Consider the following 18587-nt stretch of genomic DNA (forward strand, 5'->3'; position numbering starts at 1 on the left):
AACGGGGGCGACGGGTGCGCTAAGGTTCCTTGTTGGCTTGCGCTCCCACCCGGGCTCCCGGAGTTGTGGAGTGATCACTGGCCGGCGACCTCCAGTCGCACCGCGCGGCGATCGCACCGACGCCCGCGGAAGAGGCACTCCGTCGAGTAGCCGGCTGCACGCACACACGCACATTCGAGAAGAAGGTTATCCACGTGGCAAACATCAAGTCGCAGATCAAGCGCAACCTCACCAACAAGAAGGCGAACGACCGCAACAAGGCGGTCAAGAGCGAGCTGAAGACCGCCGTCCGCGCGGTCCACACCGCCATCGCCGCCGGCGACTCCGAGAAGGCCGCCACCGCGCTCGCCTTCGCCGCGAAGAAGCTCGACAAGGCCTCGAGCAAGGGCGTCATCCACAAGAACCAGGCCGCGAACCGCAAGTCGGCCATCGCGAAGCAGGTCGCCGCGCTGTAGTTCTGCGCTGCACTGCGACGAAGAAAGGGTCCGGCCGTTGGCCGGGCCCTTTCTTCGTCTCCGCTCCGCGTCGACGGACTCCTCGTTCCTCGTCGTCCGTCGCGCAGTCGGGCTGTGCTCGATTCGACGAACTCCTCCTTCGTCGTCGTTCGTCGCGCGGTCGGCTTCCAGGGGTGGTTGCGGTGGGAGGAGCGGGGAGCGTTCCGGGTACGACGATCCGCTCGCACGCGGATCGCCGGTGACCCTGCGGAGTAAGCGGATGCACCTCGCCCTGTAGAGAGGGGCATCGGCGCACTAGCCAGCGTGCTGGCAGAGGAGACGGCGCCTGCCGCCATTCATGCTGGTCGAGTAGCCCCGCAGGGGCGTATCGAGACCCACCAGCTTCAGCAGATCCGCATTCCGGTCCTGTCTGTTGACGCGGGGAATCTCGATATGCCTGCTGCGCGGCTGGGGGCTCGATCAGCGAGGATCGCGGCCCTGTTCAGCAGGTGCGGCAGCTCGCGGGGCGGGTCAGGCGCGGCCCTTGAGGATGAGGTTCCAGTAGACCCAGGGCAGCACGAAGCGGTCGGCCAGGTAGGTGGCGCGGCGCTCCTTGGCGAGGCCGTTCCAGAAGGGGATCGTCGGCATCGGGCGGTAGCGGTCGTCGAACTCGGCGAAGACGACGGTGGAGCGGGAGACGACGAACGGGCAGACGGAGTAGCCGTTGTAGACCTGCGGCAGCGGCTTGCCCTTGCGCGCGGCGACCAGGTTCTTCGCGAGGGCCTTCACCTGCGGCCGGAGGGCGCCTCCGGACTTCGAGTTGGTGGTGGCGGCGGCGTCGCCCAGCGCCCACACATCGGGATAGCGGGGGTGCCGGAGCGTGAGCGGGTCGACGTCGACGAAGCCGCCGGCGTCGCCGGGCGCGGTGAGTCCGGTGTCGGCGAGCCAGTCGGGCGCCGACTGCGGAGGGACGGCGTGCAGGACGTCGTACGAGAGCGTCTCCCGAGCGCCGTCACCGGCGATGACGATCGTCTGCTGACCGGCGTCGACCTCGACCAGCTCCCGGCTGTAGCGCACATCGATGCCGTACTCCGCCACCTTGCGCTCGAGCTCGGCGTCGATGAGCGGCATGCCGAACATCGTGGGCGTGGGCAGCACCAGCACCACCCGGATGTCGTCGAGCACGCCGGTCTCGCGCCAGTAGTCGCAGGCCAGGTACATCGGCTTCTGCGAGGCGCCCGCGCAGGTGGCCGTGCCGTCGGGCTGCGTGAAGACCACGGTGCCGCTGCGGACGTCGCGCAGCACGCTCGACGCCTTGCGGGCGTAGTCGTACTCGTAGTTGGAGATGCCGACGGGCGACTGCATGGCCTCGGCCAGACCGGGCACCGAGGCCCAGTCCTTCTGAATGCCCGGGCAGACGATGAGCTGGCCGTAGCCGATGCGGCGCCCCGACGAGAGGGTGACCGTCTTCGCGACGGGATCGATGGTCTGCACGCGGTCGCCGATCAGAGTCACGCCCTTCGGCATCACCGAGGCCTGCGGGCGGGTCGCCTTCGATGCCGGCGCCGTACCGCCCGCGACGTGCGAGAACATCGGCTGGTAGAAGTGGGTCTCGCGCGGCTCGATCACGGCGACGTCCGAGACTCCGTAGCGGCGCAGACGCCCGGCGACCGACAGTCCGGCGTTGCCACCGCCCACGATCAGGACGTCGTGCCGATCGGAGGAGGCGGGGAGTGCTGATTCGGTCATCTCTCCACCGTAGGGGCCGCTTCCGCGCACCGGACGGGCTGGACAGCTCGCCGGATCCGCTGCCCGAGTGGTGGGCGAGCGGTCAGACGCCGCGCGACGAGACGATGGAGACCATGCGCTCGAGGGCGTAGACGGGGTCTCGGGTGGCGCCCTTGACGTTGGCGTCGGCGTCGGCGACCGTGACGATCGCGGTGCCGAGGCCCTCGCCCGTCCACCCCTGCAGATCGCGGCGGGCGCGGTCGACCTGCCACGGTGCGAGCCCCAGGCGGGAGGCGATCTGGCCGGAGCCCTCGCGGGAGCCGGCGACCTTGGCCATGGTGCGCAGCTTGCTCGCGAAGGCGGCGACGATCGGGACGGGATCGGCTCCGGAGGCGAGGGCGTGACGCAGCCCGAGGAGCGCCTCCCCGTGCCGGCCCGCGATCGCGGAGTCGGCGACCGTGAAGGCGGTGGTCTCGACCCGGCCGCCGTAGTACTTCGCGACGGTCGCCTCCGTGATCTCGCCCGGGGAGTCGGAGATCAGCTGCTGGCACGCCGAGGCCAGCTCGTCGAGATCGTCGGAGAAGGCCGACACGAGCGCACGGATCGCACCCGTGGTCGCGGTGCGGCCGGCGGTGCGGAACTCGGCGACCGTGAAGTCGACCTTGTCGCTCTCGCGCTTGAGCTCGGCGCAGACGATCTCGACGCCTCCCCCGGTTCCCGACCGGATCGCGTCGAGCAGCTTCTTGCCGCGGTTGCCGCCGGCGTGCCGGAGCACGAGCGTGGTGCCGTCGGCGGGAGCATCGAGGTAGGCGAGGGTCTCGAGGAGGAAGGCGTCGGTGCACTTCTCGACGCTCGAGACGCGGATGAGGCGCGGCTCGTCGAAGAGCGACGGGCTGGCGAGCGTGATGAGCTCGCCGGGTGCGTAGCCGCCGGCGTCGATGTCGCTGACCTCGAGGCTCGGATCCTCGGCCCGCAGGAAGTCGCGGAGGAACCGCACGGCGCGATCGGCGAGGAACTGCTCGGGGCCGGTGATCAGGACGATGGGTGCGGGCCGCGTCTGGTTCCACGCGAGCTGCGGGATCGCCGCCTTGGACGGCGCCGCCTTCGCGCGTGCCGGGGCCCTGCCTGCCATGCCGTCGTCCTCCCGTGTGGCGCCGATCCGCGCGCGGTCAACCCTATGGTCCGTCGATGTGTCGGCTGCGGCCTCGCACCGCTCGATGTCGGCGCGACCGGTCGCGACCTGACGCTTGCACGACCGTACCGCCGACCACCGACGCTGGGCCTCTGCGCTCCTCGATCGCTGCGGACGGAGCGAGCGCAGCTCACGGCCGCAGCGGAGCCAAGCCCTTCTTGCGAAGCAGATCCTTGCTCGGGGCGTGATCGTCGAAGACGTAGGCGCGGGCGAGGAGATCGTTGAAGTTCCTCGCCACCGACGGATCCTTCTCGTCGACAGGAACCGTCAGAAGGACGTCTCGCCCCTCGTTGAGCAGAAGTCCGTTGGCCACGAAGAGCGCTGTGCGCTTGTTGCCGTCTTCGAACGGTTGGGCCTTCGCCAGCTCGACGAAGAGATCGAGCGCGTTCTCCTTCCGATCGACGCCGCATGTGGCATTCCGCAGGATCCGCTCCATGTCGTCCTGCGTCACAGGGCGAGGTTCGTGGGGACCGTGGATCGTGTTGACGCCGATTCCCTGATCCGCGGTCCTGAAGCGGCCCGGGTGGAGCGGTCCACTCCTGGTGATCGCGGCGTTGACGGCTCTGACGTAGGCAGCATCTATCGCGGCTCCGGTGCTGTCGATGACGAACTGCGCGACGTCACGGAGGTCTTCCAGGAGGGCGAGATCGGAGCGTGAGGTGATGCCGTCCAGGCTCCCCGAGCGGAGGAACCGCTCGGTGTCGAGCCGACCGGCTTGCAGTCCGTCGAACACCTTTCCCGACGAGTAGACGACGCCGGCGAGATCGACGACGGTGAGCTTCGTCACGACCCCTCCCTTCTTCTGCCTCGGTTCGAGCCCTGAGATCGTACCGACGGCCGGATGCCTGATCGGTCTGTGGTGGATGCGCGAGCCTCGACGCCGCAGACGGAAGCGCCACGCCACTCACCCACACCGCCACTCCATCGGAGCGGGACGAGAGGACGACCGTGCCGTCCAGATCCGTCCGCAGCGCCTCGGTGCCGCGCTCGGCGAGCAGGGCCAGCAAAGACGGGTTCGGGTGGCCGTAATCGTTCCCGGCGCCCACCGAGATCAGCCCGATTCGGGCACCGAGCGCGTCGTAGAGCGCGGGTGACTGGTCGGAGGAGCCGTGGTGCGCCACCTTCATCACGTCGACGCGGCCCATGTCGAGCCGCGCGACCCTCCCCTGCTCCTCCTCGCCCAAGTCGCCGAGCATCGCGACGGACAGCGGTGCGCCCCTCGCATCCGCGGCGATGTCGACTCGGAGGGTCACGCTCGCCGGGTTGCCGCGCAGCGAGCTCCCCCGCTCGGGCCACTCCACCCGCCAGCGCAGGGAGCCGAGGGCGCCGGAGTCCCCGCGCACCGCCTCGCGAACACTCGCCCCACCCTCCTCGAGGTCCCTGCGATCCCGGTCGTCGTCTGCCCCGTCGGAAGGACCGACCAGTGCGAGATCCACGCGACCGACCGCCGCCTCGAGCCCGCCGACGTGGTCGAGGTCGTAGTGCGTGAGGACGAGCAGCGCGATGCGGTCGACGCCGAGCAGATCGAGGCAGGCGTCGAGCGGTTCGGGGAGCGGGCCCGTGTCGACCAGGAGCACTCCGGCATCGCCCCTGAGCAGCAGGGCATCGCCCTGACCGACGTCGCACATCGCGATCCGCCAGTCGGCGGGGATCGCAGCCGAGCGGAGGAGCGGCGTCGCGACGGTCGACGCCCCCGCAGCCACGAGCGCACCCGCCAGCACGAAGCCCGAGAGCCGCCGCACCGGGGCGAGGCGGGCGGAGCGCGTCACGAGCAGCAGCCCGAGCACGGTGAGCACCGTCAGCGCGACGACACCGCCGACACCCGGCCACCACGCGAGACGCGGGGAGGGCCAGGAGGCGACAGCGCGGGCAATCGCGGCGATCCACCAGGCGGGAACGGCCGCCAGACCGATCACGGCGTCGGCAGCGGCCGGCCACCAGGGCGCCAGGAGGCAGCCGATCAGCCCCAGCCCGGTGGCGGCGGGCGCCGCAGGCTCGGCGAGGAGATTGGCGAGCACGCCGTACACGGGTACCGATGGATCGACGAGCAGCACGACCGGCTGGCACGCCGCCTGCGCCGCGATCGGCACCGCGAGCACGAGCGCGAGCGGGCGGGGCAGCAGAGCGCCGAGCCTCCGGGCGATCGGCTCCGCGAAGAGGAGCAGGCCGGCGGTCGCCAGGACGGACAGCACGAAGCCCAGCTGTCCCGCGATGCCCGGGTCGAGGACGACGAGGACGATGACGCTCGCGAGGAGGGACGGGACGGCGGCTCCGGAGCGTCGGCCGAGCCGCGCGAGCAGGACGACGGAGGCCATCGCGGCCGCCCGGACGACGCTCGGCTCGGGAGTCACGAGCACGACGAAGGCGGCGAGCACGGCCAGCGCAGCGCAGGTCCGGAGGCGCCTCCCGGCTCCGAGCAGCGCCGCGACGCTCCAGCCTGCGATGACGACGACCGCGCAGTTCGCGCCCGAGACCGCCGTCAGGTGGGTCAGCGACGCCGTCCGCATGTCGTCCTCGAGACCGGCGTCGAGCGCCGAGGTGTCACCGGTGGCGAGCCCGGGGAGGAGCCCTGCGACGTCGCCGCCCAGCCGCCCGGCGCGGTCGAGGAACGTCGCGCGCAGCACCTCCGCGACGGCGGCGACTCCGGTCGGTGGGCTCCGCTCGGCGACGGCCGACGCGGTGAGCAGCGTGCTCTCTCCGACGACCCCTCCCCCGTCAGCTCTCGCCTCGAGGACGAGCTCGGCGGCGACGGGCAGCCGCCCGCCCGGCTCGGCCAGGAAGACGCGAACCGGCGCCGAGACCTCCTCCTCGTCGAGACGCAGCGCTGTCGCGTCGAACCAGACTCCGCCCGCGGCGAGCGGGCGTGCCGCCGTGTCGACGCGGACGAGCGCGGAGACGACCGCCCGGGAGTCGGCGGCCTCCCTCAGCGCCGGCGGGTGCCGCTCGGGTGCGCTGACCGCGACGGAGGTGACGGCCAGCGCCGCTCCCGCCAGGGCGACGCCCACGAGGACCGCGACGGTCGCGCCTCGACGGCCTCGGAGCGCGACCGCGACGGCGAGAGCGAGCCCCGCGACGAGCCAGACCGCCACGATCACGGCTCGTCCCGAATCGACGGCCACGGCGATCGGGAGGAGCCCGGAGAGAGCACTCGCCAGCCACACGGCCAGTGCAGCGGGGAGAAGCCGGAGGTCGTGCCCCCGCACGCCGGTCACGGCGCGACCAGCTCTCGGAACGCCTCGAGCGTCTTCTCGCCGATTCCCGGCACCTCGAGCAGCTGGTCGATCGACGTGAACGGCCCGTTCGCCTCCCGGTACGCGATGATCTTCGCCGCGGTCGACGGCCCGACCTCGGGCAGCTCCTCGAGCTGGGCCGCGGTCGCCGTGCTGAGGCTGACGAGCGAGCCGTCTCCCGCGGCAGCGGGCGCGCCGCCCGCGACCGGAGCCGCCCCCTCCGCCGGGACGAGGAGCTGCTCGCCGTCGACGAGCCTCCGCGCGAGGTTGACCGCCGCGCGGTCGGCGACATCGGTGAATCCGCCCGCCGCCGCGAGAGCGTCAGCGACGCGCGCACTCGGGTCGAGCAGGTAGAGACCCGGATCGACCACCTCGCCGGCGACGTGCACGTAGAGCATCTCGAGCGAGGCCGACGCCGCGGTCGAGGGCGCGAGGCTCTCGGCGGGCGGCAGCACCCGGGTGCGTCCGGCCGCCTGCGCCCCCGCGAGCAGGACGGCGACCACCGCCGCCGCGATGACCAGCACCACGGCCGCTCCGAGCCCGATCCGCCAGCGCGGTCGGGCACGACGCGGCCGTCGCAGAAGCGCGGACAGCTCCTCGTCGCTCGTCCCGGCCTGCTGCATCCGGCGACCGTACGACCGCGGGCGAGTACCCCACAGGCGCCGGCCGCGGATCCGTGGACGACGAAGGGGCTCCTCCGCTGTGGAGGAGCCCCTTCGAGGGAGGATCTACGCCGGCTTCGTCACCAGGTTCACCAGGCGCGGAGCCCGCACGACCGCGGTCACGACCTCGCGCCCCTGCAGCGCCCGCGCGACGCCGGCCGAGGCCCGCGCCTTCGCCTCGAGCTCGTCGGATGAGATCTTCGGCGACACCTCGAGGCGGTCGCGGACCTTGCCGTCGACCTGGAGGATCGCGGTGACCTTCTCCTCGACGAGCAGGTTCGGGTCGGCCTTGCGCCACAGCGCGTGCGCGACCGTGCCCTGGTAGCCGAGACGCTGCCACATGTCCTCGGCCGTGTACGGCGCGAACAGATTGAGCGCCATCGCGACCACCTCGGTCGCCTCGCGGACGGCGGGGTCGCCCGCGCCGGCACCGGAGTCGATCGTCTTGCGGGTCGCGTTCACGAGCTCCATCAGGCGAGCGACGACGACGTTGAACTTGAACGCCTCGATCAGCCCGGGAGCCTCGGCGAGGAAGCGGTGCGTCTGGCGGCGGAGCGCGGCGTCGCCGTTCTTCCACTCGACGTCGGGCTTCGTGGTGACGTCCTTCGCGAGGCGCCAGGCGCGGGCGAGGAACTTCGCGCTGCCCGAGGGCGACACGTCGGCCCAGTCGATGTCGTCCTCCGGCGGGCCGGCGAACGCCATGGTGAGGCGCACGGCGTCGACGCCGAACTCGTCGAGCTGGTCCGACAGGCGCACGATGTTGCCCTTGGACTTCGACATCGCGGCGCCGTCCATCTGCACCATGCCCTGGTTGAGCAGCGCCGTGAACGGCTCGGTGAACGAGACGTAGCCGAGGTCGAAGAGCACCTTGGTGATGAACCGCGCGTAGAGCAGGTGCAGGATCGCGTGCGTGACGCCTCCGACGTACTGGTCGACGGGCGCCCACTTCTCGGCGAGCTTCGGGTCGAAGGCCTGGCCGGAATCGTTCGGCGACAGGAAGCGGAGGAAGTACCACGACGAGTCGACGAAGGTGTCCATGGTGTCGGGGTCGCGGCGGGCGGGCGAGCCGTCGACCGGGTTCGGCACGTTCACCCAGTCCTCGGCCGCGCCGAGCGGCGACGAGCCCTTCGGCTGCAGGTCGAGCCCGTCGGTCGAGGGCAGCACGACGGGCAGCTGGTCCTCGGGGACGGGGATCAGCTCGCCGTTCTCGCCGTGGATGATCGGGATGGGCGTGCCCCAGTAGCGCTGACGCGAGATGAGCCAGTCGCGGAGGCGGTAGTTCTTGGCCGAGCGGCCGCGACCGCGCTCCTCGAGCAGCTTGATCACGCGCTCGATCGCCGTGCGCTTCGAGAGGCCGTCCAGCGGCCCCGAGTTCATCAGGCGGCCGTCGCCGGTCAGCGCCTCGCCGGTGACGAACGGGTCGACGGAGTAGCGCTTCTCGAGCTCGGCGAGCTCGTCCGGGTCCTCCGGGATGACCGGGATCGCACCGGTGACGGGCGCGGTGGTGTCGACGACGACCCGCACGGGCAGGTCGAAGGCGCGGGCGAAGTCGAGGTCGCGCTGGTCGTGCGCGGGCACGGCCATGACCGCGCCGTGACCGTAGTCGGAGAGCACGTAGTCGGCGGCCCAGATCGGCAGGCGCTCCCCGTTGACGGGGTTGACCGCGTAGCGGCCGAGGAAGACGCCGGTCTTCGGGCGGTCGACCGTGAGGCGCTCGATCTCGCTCGACTTCTGCACCTTCTCGAGGTAGCTGCGGAACGCCTCCCGCACCTCGGGGTCGGCGTTCTCGACGAGCTCGGACGCGAGGTCGGAGTCGGGAGCGACGACCATGAAGGTCGCGCCCCAGAGCGTGTCGGGGCGGGTCGTGAAGACCGTGACCCGCTCGTCGCGGCCCTCGATCTCGAACTCGACGTCGGCACCGATCGAGCGGCCGATCCAGTTGCGCTGCATCGCGATGACCTTCGACGGCCACGAGCCCTCGAGCTGGTTGAGGTCGTCGAGCAGGCGGTCGGCGTAGTCGGTGATCTTGAAGTACCACTGCGTGAGCTTCTTCTTGACCACGACGGCGCCCGAGCGCTCGGAGGTGCCGTCGGCGAGGACCTGCTCGTTCGCGAGCACGGTCTGGTCGACCGGGTCCCAGTTGACCCAGCTGTCCTTCCGGTAGGCCAGGCCCTTCTCGTACATCTTGAGGAACAGCCACTGGTTCCACTTGTAGTACTCGGGGTCGGAGGTGTGGATGACGCGGTCCCAGTCGAACGACGCGGCGTAGCGCTTCATCGAGCGCTTCTGCTGGTCGATGTTGTCGTAGGTCCACGAGACGGGGTTGAGGCCCCGCTTGATCGCCGCGTTCTCGGCGGGCAGGCCGAAGCTGTCCCAGCCGATGGGGTGCAGCACGTTGAAGCCCTGCTGGCGCCAGTAGCGGGCGATGACGTCGCCGAGCGCGTACGCCTCGGCGTGACCCATGTGCAGGTCGCCGGAGGGGTACGGGAACATGTCGAGCACGTACTTGCGGGGGCGCTTGTCGTTCTCGGCGTCGGTCGCGAACGGGCGCGACTCCTCCCAGATCGGGAGCCACTTGTCCTGGAGGGCGCGGAAGTCGTAGCGGTCCTCGTCGTGCGGGCCGGTGTGCGCGGAGCTGTCTTCTGCCACGGGTATGTCTCACTTCTGAAGGGTGGGGAGGACGCGCGCGACCACGCGCCGGCGTCCGACGAACCACCCTACTGGCCTCTAGAGGCCGGGCGACGAATCCTCCGCGGCTGCACCGGCGACTCCGAGGACGGCGAGCAGGGCCCGGGCTTTGAGGCGGGTCTCCTCGACCTCCTCGCCCGGCACGGACAGCGCCGTGATGCCGCCGCCGGTGCCGATCCGGGCCGATCCGGCGTCGAGGACGAGGGTGCGGATGGTCATCGCGAGGTCGAGCGAGCCGTCGGAGCCGAACCGCCCGAAGGCTCCGGAGTAGACGCCGCGCGGCCCCGCCTCGAACTCGCGCAGGAGCTCCACGGCCCGGCGCTTGGGCGCTCCGGTCATCGACCCGGCGGGGAAGGTCGCCGCCAGGAGCCCTGGCACTCCCACTCCCGCCGCGAGCCGCGCCGAGACCTCGCTGACCAGCTGGTGCACGTGAGGGTAGCTCTCGACCTCGAGGAGGCGGTCGACCCGCACCGAGGACGGCTCGGCGATGCGGGCGAGGTCGTTGCGCACGAGATCGACGATCATGACGTTCTCCGCGCGCTCCTTGACGCTCGCCAGCAGGTCCTCGCGCAGACGGGCGTCCTCGGCACGGTCGCTCGAGCGCGGCCGGGTCCCCTTGATCGGATGCGTGGCCACCCGCCCGTCGATGTCGGCGGTGAGGAAGCGCTCGGGCGACGCGCTGACGAGGGCGCGCTCGCCGATGCGGATCAGCCCGCCGTGGTGGCTCCGGCTCGAGCGGCGGAGCCGGCGGTAGCACTCGACCGGATCGAAGCGGCCCTCGACGATCACCTCGTTCGTGAGGCACAGCTGGTAGGCGTCGCCCGCGCGGATCGCGGCCTGACAGCGCTCGATCAGCGCGAGGTAGCGGGCGGAGTCGTGCCGCCAGCGGACGACTCCCGCGGGCTCGGGCTCGCGGGGAGCCGGGATCGCCGCCGGAGCTGCGGCGAGCGCCTCCGCGAGCCGCTCGGCCGCCTCCCGGCGCCCCTCGCTGAAGACGAGCGCGAGCGTGCGTGCGGAGTGGTCGAACTCGAGCACGGGGTCGCCGCGGAGGAGGGCGACGACGGGGAGATCGCCGGCGACAAGCGGCAGCGAGACGAACGGCGCTCCCGCCTCGTAGGCGATCCAGCCGTAGCGGCCGAGGGCGCGGTCGCCTCCCCCGTGGCCGTCGAGCTCGGCGAGGGCGTCGCTGGAGTCGCCGAGCAGCACGTCCTCGAGGGAGCACGCCCCCTGGTACGAGCGGCCCGCCGTCGCGTCGGCACCGGAGTCGAGCCAGAAGGAGGCGGGAGCGTCGCGGAACAGGGCCAGGTACGCCCGCTCGGGGTCGACCCACGGCAGGGCGAGGCGCCGGGCAGTGCCGTCCGGAGGTGCGGCGCCGATCACTCGGATAGCGTAGGCCGTCGTGGACGACGACCGGGTGCTGAGGTGGGACGGGACCGGTCTCGCTCCTGCACCGGCCGACCCCGTCGTGCTGGACGCCGCCGACTCCTGGCTCGTCGTCGACGGACGCGTCCGCGGACTCGAGCTGCACCGCGAGCGCTTCCTCTCGGCCGTCGCCGATGCGGGCGGTCCCGGCGACGCCGACGGCTTCTTCGACTCCGCGGTCGAGGCGCTGCCCCGCACGGGCGAGCACTTCCCCCGGGTCGAGCTCGCCGCCGGGACCCTGCAGCTGCGCCTGCGCCCGGCTCCTGCGCGGGGACGCTCGGTGGTCCTCTGGACCAGCCCCGTGGATCCGCGCCGCACCCCCGAGCGGAAGGGTCCGGACATCAGCCGTCTCGCCCTGCTCCGCACGCGCGCGGCGGCCGCCGGCGCCGACGAGGCGGTGATCCTCGACAGGGAGGGTGCCGTCGTGGACGGCGCGTCGAGCGCCGTGATCTGGTGGCTCGGTGACGCCCTGGTGCTGCCGCCTCCCGACTCCCCCCGGGTCTGGAGCGTCACCGCGCGCACCCTCTCGGTGCTCGCGGGCGCCCTCGGCGTCGACGTCATCGAGGCGCCAGCCGAGCCCGCCACGCTCGACGGCCGGGAGGTCTGGACCGCGAACGCCCTGCACGGCCTCCGCCTCGCCACCTCCTGGGTCGACGGGCCGGCGCTCGCCGCGGAACCCGGCCGCCTCGACACCTGGCGCCGGCGCCTCGACGCGCTGAAGCGGCCCCTCCCCTGAGCGACGCCGGCGACTTCGTCCGCGCCGCGCTCGAGTACGAGGGCGACGTCTGGCGTGCTCAGGACGTCCGCGACCGGCTCGGTCTCGACGCCACTGGAGCCTCGGTCGGGGCCGTCCGAGGGACTGTCCGGGACGCCCTGAAGAAGTTCCCCGACCTCGGCCACGACGAGATCACGGCCCTCTCCTCCGAGCTGTGGGCGCCGCCCGTCTTCGAACCGCGCCTGGCGGCCGTCGTGCTGCTCCAGTCGCGGGTCGCACTGCTGCGCGCCTCCGATCTGACGCGACTCGAGGGCTTCGTGCGCGACTCCCGGGTCGACTCCCTGACCGATCCGCTCGCCCGCGACGTCGTCCGGCCGCTCCGTGAGAGCCTCGACAGCCAGGCGCGGACCCGCGCCGACGCCGTGCTCGACCGGTGGGCGGCCGAGGGCGATCGGCTCGCCCGGGCCGAGGGCATCGTCAGACGCTGACGGCGGTCCCGCCTCCCACGGCGATCCGGCGGTCGACGGCGAGTGACGGATCGACGCGGTGCGCGATCAGCACCACCGTCCGCCCCTCCGCGGCCCGGAGCAGATCGGCGAGCAGCGCATCCGCCACGGGGGCGTCGACCGAGGCCGTCGGCTCATCGAGGATCAGCACGTCGAAGTCGGCGAGCAGCGCCCGCGCGAGGGCCAGCCGCTGGGCCTGCCCGCCCGAGACGAGGGCGCCGCGCTCGCCGACGCGGGCGTCGAGTCCCCCGCGTGCGGCGGTCCAGGAGGCGAGTCCGACCCGCTCGAGGACGTCCTCGAGGACCGCGTCGTCCGCCTCCGGCCTGGCGAACAGCAGATTCTGGCGGATCGTGTCGTCGAAGAGGTACGGCTGCTGCTCGACCAGTCCGACGACGCGCCGGACCTCCGACTGCGGCAGGGTTCGCGCCTCCACTCCCCCGAGCAGGAAGGAGCCCGAGTACTCGAGGAAGCGCACGAGCACGTGCGCGAGCGTGGTCTTGCCCGAGCCGCTGCCGCCGGTCACCAGCACGCGGGACCCGGCGGGGAGGTCGAGGGTGACGCCGGTGAGCGCCTGCTCCGCCGCTCCCGGCCAGCCGGCCGAGAGGTCGCGGAGGACGATGTCGCGCCCGCGCGGCGTCTCGGCCCGCGGATCGACGGCATCGTCGGTCGCGAGGGCGGGCGAGGACGCCTCCCGGTCGAGGTCGGCCAAGCGCTGAGCGCCGGAGAGGGCGGTGCGCGCCGACTGGATGGCCAGGGGCGCCACGGCGACGACCTCGAAGACCGCGAGCGGGACCAGCACGATCACACCGAGCGCCGGGCCGCCGAGGTCGCCGATCGACGGGACGCCGAGTGCGAGACCCGCCCAGACCGCGACGCCGGAGCACAGCGCGAGCACGGCTGCCGTGAGCCCCGCCGAGGCCGCCCGGCGCCGCGCGGCCCGGGTGAGAGCCGCCTCCGCCTCCGTCACGTCCGCGACGGCGCAATCGGCCGCGTCGAAGGCGATCAGCACGTCGAGCCGGGTCACGAGCAGGTTCACCCGCTCGGCCAGCTCTCCACGCAGCGGGGCCAGCTCGCGGTCGGCGCGCGCCGAGAGGAGGCCCGCTCCCACGGCCGACCCCGCGAAGCCGAGCAGGAGGAGCGCGAGGAGCGCGATGCCCATCGCCGGCAGCAGCAGCCACACCCCGACCACCGCGGCGGTGGCGACCACCCCCGAGACGATCAGCGGCTGCACGACCCGCAGCGGCACGTCCTGCTGCGAGTCGACGTCGGCGATCACCCGCGAGACGAGGTCGCCGCGGCGCACCCGCCCCAGACCGTCGGGCGCGATCGGCACCAGGCGCTCGTACACCCCGGCCCGCAGCTCGGCGAGCGCGCGGAAGGCGGCGTTGTGCCCGCTGAGGCGCTCCAGGTAGCGGAAGAAGGCCCGCGCGAGCGCGAAGGCGCGGACGCCGACGACGGCCATCGAGAGGAAGAGGATCGGCGGCTGCTCGGCGGCGCGGACGATCAGCCAGGCCGAGCAGGCGAGCAGTGCCACCACGGAGGCCGAGGAGAGCAGCCCGAACGAGAGTCCGGGGAGGAAACGGCGCGCCGGGGGCATCGCGGCACGGAGGACGTCGGCGCGCCTCATCGCAGCACCGCCTCGGCCGGTGCGAGGACGACGACGGAGTCGGTCGCCGCGAGGGTCTCGGGCCGGTGGCTCGCGACGATCACGATCGCTCCCTCGTCGGCGAGGGTGCGCAGCCCGGCGAGCAGCGCGCGCTCCGACTCCGCGTCGAGCGCCGCGGTCGGCTCGTCGAGCGCCAGCACCCGGCAGTCGCGCTCGAGCAGTCGGTGGATCGCCCGCGCTGTCGCCACGCGGGCGCTCTGCCCGCCCGAGAGCCCGGTGCCCTCCGCGTCGACGCGACGGTCGGGCTCGACGTCCGCTCCGGCGAGCGCCAGGGCCCGCGAGACGCGGGCGGGATCGGGCGAGCGGGTGCCGAGCTCGACGTTCGAGCCGACGGTGCCGGGCAGCAGGTCCGCGCGCTGGCCCGACCAGGCGAGCCAGTCGCGGCCGGCACCCGCGGGCACCGGCTCTCCGCCGAGGACGAGGGAGCCGGTCGCGGGGACGGCGCCGGCGAGGGCCGCGAGGAGGGTCGACTTGCCCGAGCCGCTCGGCCCCGCGATCGCCGTGATCGTGCCGGGCGAGAAGACGGCGTCGACCGGAGCGAGGACCCGGCCGGCGCCGTCGTCGACCGCGAGGGCGCGCACCTCGAGCGGGCCGGCGCCGCGGGGTGCCGGCGTCGCCGGGGGCAGCAGAGCGGCGCGCTCGATCACGGCGAACGCCACGTCGGCGGCCTGCACCCCGTCGGCCGCCGCGTGGAACTCGGCGCCGACCTGGCGCACGGGCAGGAACACGTCGGGCGCGAGCACGAGCACGAACAGGCCGACGGCCAGGCCGAGCGATCCGTCGACGAGCCGCAGCCCGATCGAGACCGCGACGAGCGCGACCGACAGCGAGCCGGCCAGCTCGAGCACGAACCCGCTGACGAACGTGACCCGCAGCACCTTCATGGTATGCAGCCGGTACTCCTCGGTCAGAGCTCGGATGCGCGCGCCCTGGCGCTCGGCCCGGCCGAAGATCTTGAGGGTCGCCAGCCCGCCGACGGTGTCGACGAAGCCGGAGGCGAGGGCCTGCAGCCGCGCCCACTGCCGCTTCTGCACCGACTGCGTCGCCCAGCCGATCAGCACCATGAAGACGGGGATGAGCGGCAGCGTCACGATCAGGAACAGCGCGCTGAGCGGATCCGCGAGGAACACGGCGAACGTCAGCAGCGGAGTCGCGACGGCCGTCGCGATCAGCTGCGGCAGGTAGCGCGCGAAGTAGCCGTCGAGCGCGTCGAGCCCGCCGCCGAGCAGCGCGACGACACCGCCCGACCCGCCGCCGGAGCGACCCGCCGGACCGAGGGCGACGAGCGCCTCCAGGACGGCGTGCCGCAGCTGGGCCTTCGCGCCGACTCCCCCGCGAACGGCATTGACCTCGGTCGCCCAGGCCAGCGCCGCCCGTGCCGCCACGACCGCGAGCAGCGCGGCGAGGAGCGGCGAGAGCTCCTCGGCCGAGCGTCCGTCGACCGCGCCCGCCACCAGCTGCGCGACGAGCCAGGCGAACGCGACGATCGCCAGGGTGCGACCGAGCGCCAGCGCGCCGCCCAGCACCAGGAACAGTCGGGCGGCGCGGGCGTAGCGGAGCAGACGCGGGTCGAGGGGCTTCACGTCAGTGCGCGTCGACCGGGATGTGGGTCCGGGTGATGCGCTTGCGGAAGATCCAGTAGGTCCAGGCCTGGTAGCCGACGATGAGCGGCACGAACACCAGGGCGGTCCAACTCATGACGGTCAGCGTATAGGGAGTGCTCGAGGCGTTCTCGATGGTGAGGCTGTTGGCGATGTCGTTCGAGGCGGGCATGACGGCGGGATGGAGCGTCGTGAACAGCGTCAGGACGGCGAGGGCGATGGTGCCGGCGAGCAGGGCGAACGCCCGGCCCTCCCGGCCCCGCGCGTTGGCGACCCAGGCGAGGATCAGCGCGCCCGCCGCGGCGATCGAGAGCAGGAGGGTCACGGTGCCCCCCTGGGCCAGGTTCGTCCAGGCCAGGAAGACGGCGGCCACGAGGATCGTGACCAGCCCGGCACGCGAGGCGAGCCTCCGCGCCCGCTCGCGGATCTCGCCGTCGGTCTTGAGCGAGACGAACACCACGCCGTGCGTGAAGAACAGCAGGAGCGTCGTGGCGCCGCCGAGCAGCGCGTAGGGGTTGAGCAGGTCGAAGACGGTGCCGATGTAGTTGTGGTCGGCATCGAGCGGCACGCCCTGGACGATGTTGGCGAAGGCGACGCCCCAGAGGAACGCGGGCAGCGCCGACCCGACGGTGATCATCGTGTCGAACCGCTTCTTCCAGGCCGCCTCGGGACGCTGGTGCCGGTACTCGAACGACACTCCTCGGGCGATCAGCGCCAGGAGGATCATGAGCAGCGGCAGGTAGAAGCCGCTGAAGAGCGTCGCGTACCACTCGGGGAACGCCGCGAACAGCGCGGCTCCCGCGACGATCACCCACGTCTCGTTGAGATCCCAGACCGGGCCGATCGTGTTGATCAGCACGCGGCGGTCGGTGTCGTCCCTGCCGAGGAACGGCAGGGACATCCCGACCCCGAAGTCGAAACCGTCGAGCACGAAGTAGCCGATGAAGAAGACGGCGACGACCCAGAACCAGACAGTGGCCAGATCGAACTGTGCGAGATCCATGATCGTGCCTTCCTCAGTAGACCGTGCCGACGAGCTGCGGGCGACCGCTCTCCTCGTCGATCTCGGGGGCGTCGTCCGGTCCGGCCTGCGCGGCCTTGAGGATGAGCCGGAACTCGACGACCGCCAGGGTCCCGTAGATCGCGGTGAAGGCGATCAGCGAGATCAGGACCTCGAGGCCGCTGACGCCGGGCGAGACGCCGTCCTCGGTCTTGAGCAGTCCGAAGACGAGCCAGGGCTGGCGGCCCATCTCGGTGAAGATCCAGCCCACGATCATGGCGAGCAGCGGGAGCGGGGCCGCCCAGGTGGCGATCCTCCACATCCACTTCTTCGGCTCGCGGCCCTTGCGGGTGAACCAGAGGCCGGCCGCGGCGACGCCGATAGCGAGGACGCCGAGCGCCATCATCCAGCGGAACGACCAGTAGGTGACCCAGATGATCGGCGTGTAGTCGCCGGGGCCGTAGACCTGCACGTACTGCGCCTGCAGGTCGTTGATGCCCTCGACCGTGCCGGTGAAGGTGTGCGTCGAGAGGAACGACAGGAGGTAGGGGATGCGGATCGAGAACAGCTCGCTCGAGCCGTCGGGCGTGCCCCAGGTGAAGACCGAGAACGAGGCCTCCGCGCCCGTGGACGTCGTGTAGAGCGCCTCCGCCGCCGCCATCTTCATCGGCTGCGTGTCGACCATGGCGAGGCCCAGCGAGTCGCCCGTGAACAGCGTGAGGCCGCCGCTGATGAGCATCATCCACGCGCCGAACTTCAGCGCCGGACGCATGGTCTCGAGGTGCTGGTTGCGCGACAGGTGGTAGGCGGCGACGCTGATGATCACCGCGGCCGAGACCATGAAGCAGGCGAAGATCGTGTGCGGGAACGCGGCGAGCGCGACCTTGTTGGTGAGCAGCGCCCAGATGTCGGTGAGCTCCGCGCGCCCCTTGGTCTCGTTGATCTCGAAGCCGACCGGGTTCTGCATGAACGCGTTCGCGGCGATGATGAAGTAGGCCGAGAGGGTCGTCCCGAGGGTCGTCAGCCAGATGGTAGCGAGGTGCAGCTTCTCGGGGAGCTTGTCCCAGCCGAAGATCCACAGGCCGATGAACGTCGCCTCGAGGAAGAACGCGAGCAGCCCCTCGAAGGCGAGCGGCGCCCCGAAGACGTCGCCGACGAAGCGGGAGTAGTCGCTCCAGTTCATGCCGAACTGGAACTCCTGGACGATGCCGGTGACGACTCCCATCGCGAAGTTGATCAGGAAGATCTTCCCGAAGAACTTCGTCAGCTGCAGGTAGTGGATGCGGCCGGTGCGCACCCAGCAGGTCTGGAAGATCGCGACGGTGAGCGCCATGCCGATCGTGAGCGGCACGAACAGGAAGTGGTAGATCGTCGTCAGGCCGAACTGCCACCGCGACAGCAGGAGTGGATCCAGGAGTTCGTTCACGGCCCCGAGCTTAGGTCGGGGCGCCGGCCCCGATGGCCTCCGATCCCAGTACTGGAGCGGATGTGCGGGCCTCTGAGGCCCGTCTGCGACACCCTTTGCGGGGTGCTTCCACGACGCCCGCCGGCCGCCCCTGTCCACGACTCGCTCGACGTCGAGACAGTACGTCTCGACGTCGAGCGAAGACGCCCCGAGGGGCGGGTCGAGCAGGGCCGTCGGCTGTCGGAGGCACTCCGACGACCGTCTCGACGGCGAGCGACCTCGGCGGCGCCCCGAGTCTGCGGATCCGGCTCGTGAAGTCACAGCTTCTTCTCAGTCAA

Annotated in this window: 14 protein-coding genes; 3 read left to right on the forward strand and 11 right to left on the reverse strand. The window is 72.0% G+C overall.

Annotated elements, in window-relative coordinates; all coding sequences use genetic code 11:
- The first annotated feature begins 194 nt into the window (after window positions 1–194).
- A complete protein-coding gene (gene rpsT / locus GRS96_RS13510; protein WP_056044322.1) occupies window positions 195–455 on the forward strand; it encodes a 30S ribosomal protein S20 in 261 nt (86 codons plus the stop codon).
- A 510-nt stretch (window positions 456–965) separates the two neighbouring features.
- On the opposite strand, the gene GRS96_RS13515 is transcribed toward rpsT, so the two are convergent.
- The 7 genes from GRS96_RS13515 to GRS96_RS13545 all read right to left on the reverse strand — a co-directional run bounded on the left by GRS96_RS13515 (window position 966) and on the right by GRS96_RS13545 (window position 11314).
- Window positions 966–2183 (reverse strand): NAD(P)/FAD-dependent oxidoreductase, encoded by a 1218-nt coding sequence (locus GRS96_RS13515; RefSeq protein ID WP_159988712.1) that lies wholly within the window; start codon window positions 2181–2183, stop codon window positions 966–968.
- A gap of 82 nt (window positions 2184–2265) precedes the next feature.
- Window positions 2266–3294, reverse strand: a complete 1029-nt coding sequence (gene holA / locus GRS96_RS13520) for a DNA polymerase III subunit delta (protein ID WP_159858538.1) — start codon at window positions 3292–3294, stop codon at window positions 2266–2268.
- 190 nt (window positions 3295–3484) lie between these two features.
- The gene (locus GRS96_RS13525; RefSeq protein ID WP_204162086.1) at window positions 3485–4087 is read right to left on the reverse strand and encodes a Fic family protein; all 603 of its coding nucleotides are present in this window, start codon (window positions 4085–4087) and stop codon (window positions 3485–3487) included.
- Window positions 3975–6566, reverse strand: a complete 2592-nt coding sequence (locus GRS96_RS13530; protein ID WP_159988714.1) for a ComEC/Rec2 family competence protein — start codon at window positions 6564–6566, stop codon at window positions 3975–3977. The genes GRS96_RS13525 and GRS96_RS13530 overlap by 113 nt, the downstream gene beginning before the upstream one ends.
- Complete coding sequence (locus tag GRS96_RS13535; RefSeq protein WP_159988715.1) at window positions 6563–7207, reverse strand: ComEA family DNA-binding protein; 645 nt, start codon at window positions 7205–7207, stop codon at window positions 6563–6565. Before GRS96_RS13535 ends, GRS96_RS13530 begins: the two co-directional genes overlap by 4 nt.
- A gap of 105 nt (window positions 7208–7312) precedes the next feature.
- Entirely contained in the window at window positions 7313–9895 is a 2583-nt protein-coding gene (leuS, locus tag GRS96_RS13540) for a leucine--tRNA ligase (RefSeq protein WP_204162087.1), read from the reverse strand.
- A gap of 78 nt (window positions 9896–9973) precedes the next feature.
- Window positions 9974–11314, reverse strand: coding sequence for an anthranilate synthase component I family protein (locus GRS96_RS13545; protein ID WP_236553624.1), 1341 nt, complete (start codon window positions 11312–11314; stop codon window positions 9974–9976).
- 19 nt (window positions 11315–11333) lie between these two features.
- Between GRS96_RS13545 and GRS96_RS13550 the strand changes: the two genes are divergently transcribed.
- Window positions 11334–12092, forward strand: coding sequence for an aminotransferase class IV (locus tag GRS96_RS13550; RefSeq protein ID WP_159988716.1), 759 nt, complete (start codon window positions 11334–11336; stop codon window positions 12090–12092).
- Window positions 12093–12229: 137 nt separating this feature from the next.
- Complete coding sequence (locus GRS96_RS13555; protein ID WP_236553693.1) at window positions 12230–12559, forward strand: DNA alkylation repair protein; 330 nt, start codon at window positions 12230–12232, stop codon at window positions 12557–12559.
- Here GRS96_RS13555 and cydC read toward each other — a convergent pair.
- From cydC to GRS96_RS13575, 4 genes are read right to left on the reverse strand one after another with little or no spacing between them, the layout of a single operon-like run.
- A complete protein-coding gene (cydC, locus tag GRS96_RS13560; protein WP_159988717.1) occupies window positions 12549–14204 on the reverse strand; it encodes a thiol reductant ABC exporter subunit CydC in 1656 nt (551 codons plus the stop codon). The genes GRS96_RS13555 and cydC overlap by 11 nt on opposite strands.
- Complete coding sequence (cydD, locus tag GRS96_RS13565) at window positions 14201–15826, reverse strand: thiol reductant ABC exporter subunit CydD (RefSeq protein ID WP_159988718.1); 1626 nt, start codon at window positions 15824–15826, stop codon at window positions 14201–14203. The genes cydC and cydD overlap by 4 nt, the downstream gene beginning before the upstream one ends.
- 1 nt (window position 15827) lies before the next feature.
- The gene (gene cydB / locus GRS96_RS13570; protein ID WP_159988719.1) at window positions 15828–16847 is read right to left on the reverse strand and encodes a cytochrome d ubiquinol oxidase subunit II; all 1020 of its coding nucleotides are present in this window, start codon (window positions 16845–16847) and stop codon (window positions 15828–15830) included.
- Window positions 16848–16860: 13 nt separating this feature from the next.
- Window positions 16861–18270 carry a cytochrome ubiquinol oxidase subunit I gene (locus tag GRS96_RS13575; protein WP_159988720.1) on the reverse strand — a complete coding sequence of 470 codons (1410 nt, stop codon included), beginning with the start codon at window positions 18268–18270 and terminating at the stop codon, window positions 16861–16863.
- Between the last annotated feature and the right edge of the window lie 317 nt (window positions 18271–18587).

Origin of the sequence: Rathayibacter sp. VKM Ac-2803 (assembly GCF_009807175.1) — a bacterium.
GTDB lineage: Bacteria > Actinomycetota > Actinomycetes > Actinomycetales > Microbacteriaceae > Rathayibacter.